Origin of the sequence: Polaribacter sp. BAL334 (assembly GCF_015767435.1) — a bacterium.
Classification (GTDB): domain Bacteria; phylum Bacteroidota; class Bacteroidia; order Flavobacteriales; family Flavobacteriaceae; genus Polaribacter.
In genome coordinates, this window is the sequence record NZ_JADWOV010000116.1 from 1 (window position 1) to 416 (window position 416).

1 protein-coding gene is annotated in these 416 nt (G+C 36.3%); it reads right to left on the reverse strand.

Annotated features, from left to right (window positions below):
* Positions 1-416 (reverse strand): endonuclease (locus IU405_RS00610; protein ID WP_197436717.1); only part of this gene is annotated, 416 nt, incomplete at both ends.

Below are 416 nucleotides of genomic sequence, written 5' to 3' on the forward strand. Positions count from 1 at the left end.
CTATATTCCAAGTTAAAAGAATGTCTGGAATATCATTACTATACGTGTGTTGACCTTTTGCTACATTGTTAGGAATGCATTGAGTGGGGTATCTTAAATACATGTACATTATTATTCTTGCAACATCGCCTTTCCATTCATCGCCAGGGAAAAAATCGCCTTCAGAAGTAACTGAAGATACACCATTGCCGAAGGCAAAAAGTCTATTACTTCTTGAGGAATTCATCTGAGAATCAGATGCCCTAAGATTATGAACATCTGTTCCTGCACTTGGGAAACTTGTATCAAAAGATGGTGTTGCTAATGATTGAGCAAAAACATGTTCTCTATTCCAAAGACCTATACATGAATTTGTATGACAAGAAAGCGAAGCGTCTCTTGTTCTGTCTGTTTTTTGAATACCATCGGTATTATTA